We start from the raw sequence: 8,392 nt of genomic DNA, 5'->3' as shown, positions 1-8,392 counted from the left end.
CGATGCCGAGGCGCTCGAGCTTTGCCGTCGCCCAATTCGACACGCTGCGATTGCGCCTCATCAAAATCGCTGCGCGGGTGGTCGAGATGAAATCGCAAATCCGCCTGCACCTGCCGACATCGTGCCCCGACCAGCGCATCCTGCGCATCGTCCTCGATCGCATCCCCCAACTCGCGACATAACGATGGGGGCAGACGCCCCGAAACGAACCCGTCGACCGCAACCTGCAAACCCCCGCCTGCCATCACGACGGAGCAATCCCGGCGCCTGACGAGGCGCGTGGAAAAGCACCGCAACGGCGACCACAACGTCGCTTCAGGCCGTCAAAAGCTTATCGCCGTGCATCAAGGCGGCTAGAAGCGCGCCGGCAGCCTGGCGGGGGGCTTGGGGTTAGACTGCCGGCGCACGCCACTCATGAAGAGCGGCCCCTTTTTGCGGTTCCGACACCAATAGTCAACCCGGCAGCGTCTGGATGCCCGCTGTGCTCTTTTCAGAGCGGCTCGCGATGCCGGCCATGTCGGCCGATCCTGCCTAGGATGGGGGGCCACTCTCGTCGGCCGAGTTGATGCTCCAGCCAATATCGCCTTGCCGACCAGCATGGGTTCGCCGTTAGCAATCCATCCTCGCGAGCCAATGCTATCGTGCACGTGTCGCAGCACTCCGGGCGGCTATATCGCCTAAGACAGCATGACGAAGCGTTCCAACTTCCTGTTCGGCGAGCCCGTGTGCAGTTCCTGACTCGGACAGTGGACGAGAATTCTCTTGGCGGTACTGCGCCAGAAGGCATTCGCGTCCAACGGAATCAAGCGACGACTATCAGCCGCAAACGTCACATCACAAGAACGGTCTTCCACCCATTGCAGATTATCCGACTGATCAGGCGGCGTCCGATATGTCCGACTCTGCCTCAAGAATTCCCACAGGTATGGACAGCGATCTCGCTATCCGATTCCGATAGCCCTTATTGTACTTTAGACCCCGCTCGATGTTTTGGATTTCCTGAGCGGCAAGCCCGCACGCGACCGCGAGGTCCTCGATTGAATACCCAAGGTGCTCACGATAAGCGCGGATGATGTGGGTCCCCTGCGACATAGCCGTCAAGACTGGCTCGGGAATGCGCGAATCCTTCATAAACATCTCCAAGAAGATGGGAGCGCCTGACAAATCGGGAGATTTCCTCCCCGACCCTGGCGCACACCCAGCAAATCAAAAAAATGGACGTCCATTCGGCCGGACCGGCCTCATCCATGGAATGGGCCACTTGAAATTGGCAGCCGGGTCGGAATATGGCGGCTCACCTGCTACTGATCAAGTTCTAAGAACCTGCCCGCCATGAGATGGCCTGATCGGCTGTAGCGCATTCGACCTGCGATCCTACACGACTCATTCTCCCCGATGGCTTTCTTGAACAGCAACTCGAACTCTCACTGACGCCTCCAGTGGCTATTCGCGGCACCGTCCACCCAGCCTCGCGGACGCTGATACCTTCGACCAATTTCCACCGCCGATGCAGCGAAGATGGACAAGCATCGCCACCTATAAAGGTTCACAATCATTCGACCGTGACCGATTTTGCGAGATTGCGCGGCTGGTCTACATCTGTGCCCATGAAGAGCGCCGTGTGGTAGGCAAGAAGCTGTATCGGCAGCGAGAAGATCATCGGCGCGATAATCTCGTCGACAGCCGGCAGCACGAGCGTGTGCATGGTGTCGATTTTCGATGCGGCTGCCCCTTTTTCATCGGTGATGAGGATAATCCGCCCTCCACGGGCAGCCACTTCCTGCATGTTGGAGACGGTCTTGTCGAAAAAGCGATCATGGGGCGCGATGACGATCACTGGCATGTTGTCGTCTATCAATGCGATCGGACCGTGCTTCAATTCACCCGCCGCATAGCCCTCGGCATGGATGTAGGAAATCTCCTTGAGCTTCAGCGCACCTTCCATCGCTAGCGGGAAACTGGTGCCACGGCCGAGATACAGGACGTCACGACACTTTGACAGTTCGCGCGACAGGAACTCGATCTCCGGCTGGATGCTGTTGAGTACCTGGCCCATGACGCGCGGCACTTCGGCGAGGCTCCTGACGAGCGCCTGCAGCTCGTCTTCGGTTACGGTCCCGCGGGCTCTGGCGGCGCCGATGGCGAGTGCGGCTAGAACGGCAAGCTGGCAGGTAAACGCCTTGGTGGAGGCGACGCCGATCTCCGGTCCGGCAAGGATCGGGAAGACCGCATCGGCCTCCCGAGCGATGGTCGATTCGCAGGCATTGACGATAGCGCCAATTTTCAGCCCACGCTCCTTGCAGTACCTCAACGATGCGAGCGTATCGGCGGTTTCGCCGGACTGCGAAATGAAAAGAGCCGCCGACTGCGGCGACAACGGGATCTCGCGGTAACGGAATTCGGACGCAACGTCGATTTCAACCGTCAGGCGCGCATAGCGCTCGAACCAGTATTTTCCGATCAGTCCGGCGAGATAGGCGGTCCCGCAGGCCGAGATCGCCAAGCTCGGGATCCTGGCGAAATCGATGCCAGAAACCATGTCGGCGCGATTCTCTATGATGTTGCTATAGTGACGGAGAGCATGGGCGATGACTTCGGGCTGCTCGTAGATTTCCTTCTCCATGAAGTGGCGATGATTGCCCTTGCTGGCCAGATCGGCCGCGGCCGTGAAGGTATGGCGCGGACGCTCGACGGGATGGCCGTCGAAATCGAAGATATGGGCGCCCGAATTGCCGACAATGGCCCAGTCGCCCTCGATGAGATAGGTAATTTCATTGGTGAAGGGAGCAAGCGCGATCGCGTCGGAGCCCAGGAACATCTCGCCGTCGCCGTGACCGATCGCCAGCGGTGGTCCGTTGCGCGCCGCCATGATGGTCGACGGATCATCTTCGAAGAGGACGGCAAGCGCATAGGCGCCCCTGACGCGTTTCAGCATGGCACGCATCGCCTCTTGCCGCCTCATGCCCTCCCGGCGGTGTCTTGCCAAGAGATGCGCGATGACCTCGGTGTCGGTGTCGGTCTGGAACTCGGCGCCAGCCGCCGCCAATTCGTCCTTCAGCTCGGTGAAATTCTCGATGATGCCGTTATGGACGACGGCGACACCGTCGGCAAAGTGCGGGTGCGCATTGCGTTCCGTCGAGGCCCCATGGGTTGCCCAACGCGTGTGGCCGATGCCGATGTTCCCGCTCAGCGGCTCTTCCTTCAGTCTCCTCTCGAGATTGACGAGCTTGCCCTCGGCGCGCCGGCGGTGCAAGGCACCTTCGGTGATCGTCGCAACGCCGGCGGAATCATAGCCGCGATATTCCAAACGCTTCAATGCGTCGACCAACCGATCCGACACCGGCTGTTGCCCAACGATGCCAACAATCCCGCACATGTTCGTCTTCCCATTCTTGCCGGCAGCTTCAGCCTACGCGAGACGGATACCCATCCGGCCGCTTTCATTGGGGGATCTTCTAGTAGTATTGGGTAATATTGGTATAATTGATTGTAGGGATAGCTATCATCCACCCCATGGATAAGCCGCGTTTGGGGCCCTGATCTAACTTCTTCGTTGCGCCTGACGTCCTCATGACCGAACGCAAGCCCACACCCGCGGCACGAAGGAACAATCGGCCATGCGCGATCATCCCGGCCACGCACCTGACCACGAACCGCCGCCGCTCGTGGTCACGCGGTGATCGGCATGATCACACAGCACTGTAGTTAGGCAGCATCAGCGACGCATGGTCGGCATCATCATCATCGGCAACGTCGGCGCCGTCGGCATGGTTCACGTGTTCGTCACGTTGATCATAATCATCGTCGCCGCCGATCTAGTTTCTGATTGCCTGCCGCTTTGACGCGGGTTTCGCCGGTAGAGCTTAGCCCGCGATGGCCTATCAATACGCTGTTAGTCGGCATGGCCGAAACCGAGAGTCAGGCGGCGCAGGCCACAGAGCACGTTCAGCGACCGTTTCAGTCAGCGCCGGCTTTGTCGGGGTTCGTAACGGTCATCAGGATTCTCGGGGCATGAATGCACTATCACGAAAACGTTGGTTCTCAGTGCTTGGTCCGTATTACTCAAACCCGATTCCCGCAGCGGAAGAGGCGCGTGTCACGTCTTGTACAAGGCACAATAGCAGTGAGAAATGGAGATTGATGCCTGCGCGTTTTCGAATAAGACAATCACCAAGCTGTCACCCGAATTACATCAGGAACTGTCTATAGCCGCCGCCCATCAGGTAGCGGCCACGTTGGATGGCGCGACGCACCTGATCGCGAAGATGGCTACCTGGATGAGACCAATCTTCTTCGACACGGCGTCTCCCGAACAGGGCAATGGCGATCTCCTGATGAGATGCTCCCGCAAGCGAGCCATCCAAAGCCTGGAGCACGATACGCAGACGCGCTCCGCGGGGTTCCGGCGGAAAGCAAGCAGCTGCCAGGCGGCCGCAACCATTGATGTCGTTCAGGAACTGAAGGGCAGCGACATGGAACTTCAGGTGCTGCGGCTGCACGATCGCGTCGACATATAGCCGCAACGGGCGGAGAACGGATGCACCGGAAAGGGCGATCTGCAGACTCCGGCAGTCCTCCCTCAGCAGCACGTGCTGCACGCCGGCAGGTGTCAGCAGGATGTCCTTGCAGCATGAGAGCGAAGGGAGATCAAGCGGTTCAAAATCGTGGTCGAGCCCAACCGGCTCCGCGGCCGCTCGTAGAATACGGGCGCAGTCGCGCGGATCCCAAAAGACCCTTGCCGACGTAGCGTCCGACTGTGGCGCGTCCGCGAAAAAGGAGGCTCCATTGTCTTAGGAAAGATGATCCTGTCGTCAACTCGATTATCTTCATGTCGGCCTGGGCTCCGACAATGTAGGCGGACGGTGCCATTTTGGCGTGGTCGCGCTGAAATTGTGGATTGCGCCGAAGAAACTCCCAGGCCCAGGCAGTGCGTGGCAATCGTCTGGCGTAGTGGTAAGCTTCGTGACGACGCCAGTCCGGCCAGCATACAAGACCGACCGTCGCTTCCTTGGGCAGACCAGCATCCTTCACGGCTCAGGTGTCCACAATGGCGCTATGCCGACGGGCCTAGAACCGGTTGCCACAGTACCGGTCCGCTCAGACGTCCCCTGCTGCGGATGCGCAAAAGGCTCGCGCGGGAAATCTCGAGAAACCCGGCCACCGCCTCCGTTTTGCCGACGGACTTGGGTTGTCCGATGCGCGACAATGGCCACGTCGCGAGGCGAAGGATCCGTTCCATGCGCGTGTCCGTCACCGTTACTATCCGGGTCAGATCCTTGGCCAAGCCGAACTCGATCATGCCCGCGAAGAGCTCGTAGGTTGCCTGGGCCAGTCCGCCCGCTGCCTTGGGCGCCGACGGAGGAAGATCGAGCGCGAAACGACTGCTCTCCCATATGTCGGAGGTCGAGGGCACGACGTCAGCACCCAGCAGCACCGGGAACGTGTCGCGCAACATTGTGGGTCCGGTGCTGGGCAAAAGACGCACGCAACCGCGAATTCGCCAGTCGGATCCCTTGAGGAGCAGATAGACAGGCTTCAGACCATCAAACGGGTCTGTTTCCATCTGGTCTTCGGTATCAACTTCCCAATCGAGCCTTTCCTTGAACACCCGAAACCTGAGCCCGTGCATCTCTTTGAGCTCGCTTGCGAACTCGTCGTAAAGGTCTGGTGTTATCAGCTGCATCATGGTCGCCTCCGTGCGGGATGTGTTCCCGCCATCGAAGGGCAAAGCCGGCAGCGATGCAGCCTGTAGAGGTTTACAGCTATCGTGGCCGACGAATCAGGATCTCGCCTGGCCGGAGGCAGCCAGTCGTGCAACGGCCTGGTTGATCGTTCGAACGCCAAGCTTTGCCTTGGCGTTTTCCAGATGAAAGGTCACGGTGCGCTTTGAGACGCCGAGAAGCTGGCTGATAACCCAAGCCGACTTGCCGCGCGCCGCCCATTTCAGGCACTCGAACTCCCGCGGGGTGAGCGTTACACCATCCACCACGCGATCGTCGGCGAGCCTGCGCCGGACATGGATATGAAAGTTGATGGCCACCAGCTGCAATGCTTTTTCGTAACGTGTCAGTGACCGCAACAGAGGCGGACGGGACTCGTCGGAAGCAAAGGTCAGGGCAGCAAACCGGCCGCGATGATCATGCATGGACATCGTCAGGCCGCCGCGGATGCCAAACTCAGCCGCACTCTCCAGAATTTGTTGCTGCGAATTCGGCAGACAGTGCCGAGCGCGATCCACCCCCCAATCGAAGGTATCCCAGCCTTGCAGCCCGCGCAGGATGACCGGATCAAGACTGTGGTATCGCTGTTGCAGATAACGTGATGTCCAGGATGAAGGATAGTTTGAGATCAATTGCGGGGCGTCGCCGGAGGCCGACGGGTAAGTGAAATAGGCGAATAGCGGAAAATCGAAGCCGGCTGCAGCGGATGCCATTGCCTCACGGAGATCGGCAGCATCAACACTTGCAGACAGTTGCTCGACGAAGTTCTCAAACACGCGATGCATTTGCGCTTTGCGTAAGCTCCGTGATCGCTCGATGCCAGGCAGAGACCTTGTTTTAAACGATCCCGGACGGATACAGCGCGTGCCGAGAACCCCGTTAACCTGTTGAAACCCGTGATATTCTGACGTTGTCTATGAGACGTGTACCGCCGAGCCAGGCCGCGACAAGCAAGCGTGCAGGTCGGTCAAGGCTTGTCATCGGTCGCAGATCTGCCTCGTCGCGAAGTTCCAGGTATTCGACCTCGCGATAGCCCGCAGCCAGAATTGCTGCGCGCGCTTCGGCAAGCGTTGGCAGGACGGGCGAGTCGCGGGCAAGCCGCTCAGCCGTCTCGAGCAAGACCGATGATAGCTCGGGGGCAACAGCACGCTCTGCTGGCGAGAGCCGGACATTGCGCGATGATAGTGCAAGACCGTCGGCTTCGCGGACTGTCGGACAAGGAACAATGGTGATTGGAATATCCAGGTCCCGGGCCATACGCCTGACTAGCTGAAGCTGCTGAAAGTCCTTTTCGCCAAAGAAGCCGAAGTCAGCGCTGGTCTGCAGGAAGAGCTTGGCGACGACGGTCGCCACGCCATCAAAATGTCCCGGCCGGAAGGCACCGCACAGGCCCTCGCTGACACCGGACACCGAAACGGTCGTGGCGAAGGCCGCCGGATACATTTCCTCTGCATCCGGCGCATAAAGCAGGTGCGCGCCAAGCGGTGCCAGCTTGGCGGCATCCTCGTCCTCGGTGCTCGGATACGCGGCGAGATCGGCCTGGCTGTTGAATTGCTTCGGGTTGACGAAGAGCGTCACGATCACCCGGTCGGCCTTCTCGAGTGCCGCGCGCACCAGGCTGAGATGGCCCTCATGCAGGACGCCCATCGTTGGCACCACGGCAATCCTCACGCTCTCGCGGCGCCATGCGGCGACAATTTCGCGAAGCTGGGCAACGCTCCTGACAATCGGCACGCTCACGCTGCTTCTCCGCTCTTGGTGGCGTCCGCGTCGGCGGGCTTGCGCGCATCGGCAAACACGTGCTCGGCGGCCGGAAACTGGCGCTCCTTCACTTCCCGCGCATAGGCCGCGATCGCAGCCGCAGCGGCCTCCCCCATTTCAGCATAGCGCTTGACGAATTTGGGCCGGAAGTCGCCGAAGAGGCCCAGCATGTCGTCGACGACGAGAATCTGGCCGTCACAGGCTGCCGAGGCACCGATGCCAATGGTCGGGGTCGCCACCTCCCCGGTGATCCGGCGGGCGAGCGCCTCGGGAACCTTCTCCAGCACGACCGCAAAGGCGCCCGCTTCGCTTACCGCAAGCGCGTCGCGCCTGATGCGCTCGGCATCCCCGCCTCTGCCCTGCACGCGGTAGCCACCGATGGTGTTGATCGACTGCGGCGTCAAGCCGACATGGGCCATGACCGGCACGCCGCGCGCGGCGAGGAAGCGGATCGTCTCTGCCATCGTTTCGCCGCCTTCGAGCTTGACGGCCCCGCAGCCGGTCTCGGCCATGACGCGCGCGGCATTGCGGAAAGCCTGCTCGGGGCTTTCCTCGAAGGAACCGAACGGCAAGTCGACGACCATCAGCGCCTGCTCGAGGCCACGGCGCACGGCCTGGCCGTGCGTGATCATCATCTCCAGCGTCACACCGAGCGTCGAGGGCAGGCCGTGGAGAACCATGCCGACGCTGTCGCCGACCAGCACCACATCGCAATGGGGATCGACAAGCCGGGCGACTGGCGTCGTGTAGGCGGTAAGGCAGACGAGCGGCGTCCCACCTTTGCGCGAACGAATATCCGGCGGTGTGATCGCCTTGGTGTCACCAAACGCACTCAATGGACCCTCCTTCCCCAACGTTACCAACCGCGGGTGTCGCGTTTGCCACATTTTTGTGCAAGTGCGAAGAGCTAA

At 60.5% G+C, this 8,392-nt stretch carries 9 protein-coding genes; 1 reads left to right on the top strand and 8 read right to left on the bottom strand.

Annotation, left to right across the window (positions count from 1 at the left end):
• On the top strand, positions 1-182 hold a 182-nt coding region (locus tag NKH93_RS26120), incomplete at its 5' end, for a transposase (RefSeq protein ID WP_352969034.1).
• Positions 183-876: 694 nt separating this feature from the next.
• On the opposite strand, the gene NKH93_RS26115 is transcribed toward NKH93_RS26120, so the two are convergent.
• From NKH93_RS26115 to panB, 8 genes are all read right to left on the bottom strand, one after another.
• Positions 877-1,092: a helix-turn-helix domain-containing protein gene (locus NKH93_RS26115; protein ID WP_352453550.1), complete on the bottom strand. Its 216-nt coding sequence runs from the start codon at positions 1,090-1,092 to the stop codon at positions 877-879.
• Between the two features lie 460 nt (positions 1,093-1,552).
• The gene (gene glmS, locus NKH93_RS26110) at positions 1,553-3,376 is read right to left on the bottom strand and encodes a glutamine--fructose-6-phosphate transaminase (isomerizing) (RefSeq protein ID WP_352876159.1); all 1,824 of its coding nucleotides are present in this window, start codon (positions 3,374-3,376) and stop codon (positions 1,553-1,555) included.
• Positions 3,377-4,187: 811 nt separating this feature from the next.
• Complete coding sequence (locus NKH93_RS26105) at positions 4,188-4,499, bottom strand: DUF2285 domain-containing protein (protein WP_245278728.1); 312 nt, start codon at positions 4,497-4,499, stop codon at positions 4,188-4,190.
• Positions 4,500-4,656: 157 nt separating this feature from the next.
• The gene (locus tag NKH93_RS26100; RefSeq protein ID WP_352496584.1) at positions 4,657-5,031 is read right to left on the bottom strand and encodes a transcriptional regulator domain-containing protein; all 375 of its coding nucleotides are present in this window, start codon (positions 5,029-5,031) and stop codon (positions 4,657-4,659) included.
• 22 nt (positions 5,032-5,053) lie between these two features.
• Positions 5,054-5,686 (bottom strand): acyl-homoserine-lactone synthase, encoded by a 633-nt coding sequence (locus tag NKH93_RS26095; RefSeq protein ID WP_352496585.1) that lies wholly within the window; start codon positions 5,684-5,686, stop codon positions 5,054-5,056.
• A gap of 93 nt (positions 5,687-5,779) precedes the next feature.
• Positions 5,780-6,505, bottom strand: coding sequence for a LuxR family transcriptional regulator (locus tag NKH93_RS26090; RefSeq protein ID WP_352496586.1), 726 nt, complete (start codon positions 6,503-6,505; stop codon positions 5,780-5,782).
• A 94-nt stretch (positions 6,506-6,599) separates the two neighbouring features.
• Positions 6,600-7,460: a pantoate--beta-alanine ligase gene (gene panC / locus NKH93_RS26085; protein WP_352496587.1), complete on the bottom strand. Its 861-nt coding sequence runs from the start codon at positions 7,458-7,460 to the stop codon at positions 6,600-6,602.
• Positions 7,457-8,317, bottom strand: coding sequence for a 3-methyl-2-oxobutanoate hydroxymethyltransferase (panB, locus tag NKH93_RS26080; protein WP_352973337.1), 861 nt, complete (start codon positions 8,315-8,317; stop codon positions 7,457-7,459). Before panB ends, panC begins: the two co-directional genes overlap by 4 nt.
• Positions 8,318-8,392: the final 75 nt, after the last annotated feature.

Source organism: Mesorhizobium sp. M0954 (genome assembly GCF_040319155.1).
In the GTDB taxonomy this organism is placed as follows: domain Bacteria; phylum Pseudomonadota; class Alphaproteobacteria; order Rhizobiales; family Rhizobiaceae; genus Mesorhizobium.
This window is presented reverse-complemented; position numbering and strand designations above follow the sequence as displayed.

What these genes read in the sequence shown, in the direction of transcription:
- NKH93_RS26090 (WP_352496586.1), bottom strand. Translation starts at nt 6,505, where the DNA reads ATGCATCGCGTGTTTGAGAACTTCGTCGAGCAACTGTCTGCAAGTGTT.
- glmS (WP_352876159.1), bottom strand. Translation starts at nt 3,376, where the DNA reads ATGTGCGGGATTGTTGGCATCGTTGGGCAACAGCCGGTGTCGGATCGG.
- NKH93_RS26095 (WP_352496585.1), bottom strand. Translation starts at nt 5,686, where the DNA reads ATGATGCAGCTGATAACACCAGACCTTTACGACGAGTTCGCAAGCGAG.
- NKH93_RS26115 (WP_352453550.1), bottom strand. Translation starts at nt 1,092, where the DNA reads ATGTCGCAGGGGACCCACATCATCCGCGCTTATCGTGAGCACCTTGGG.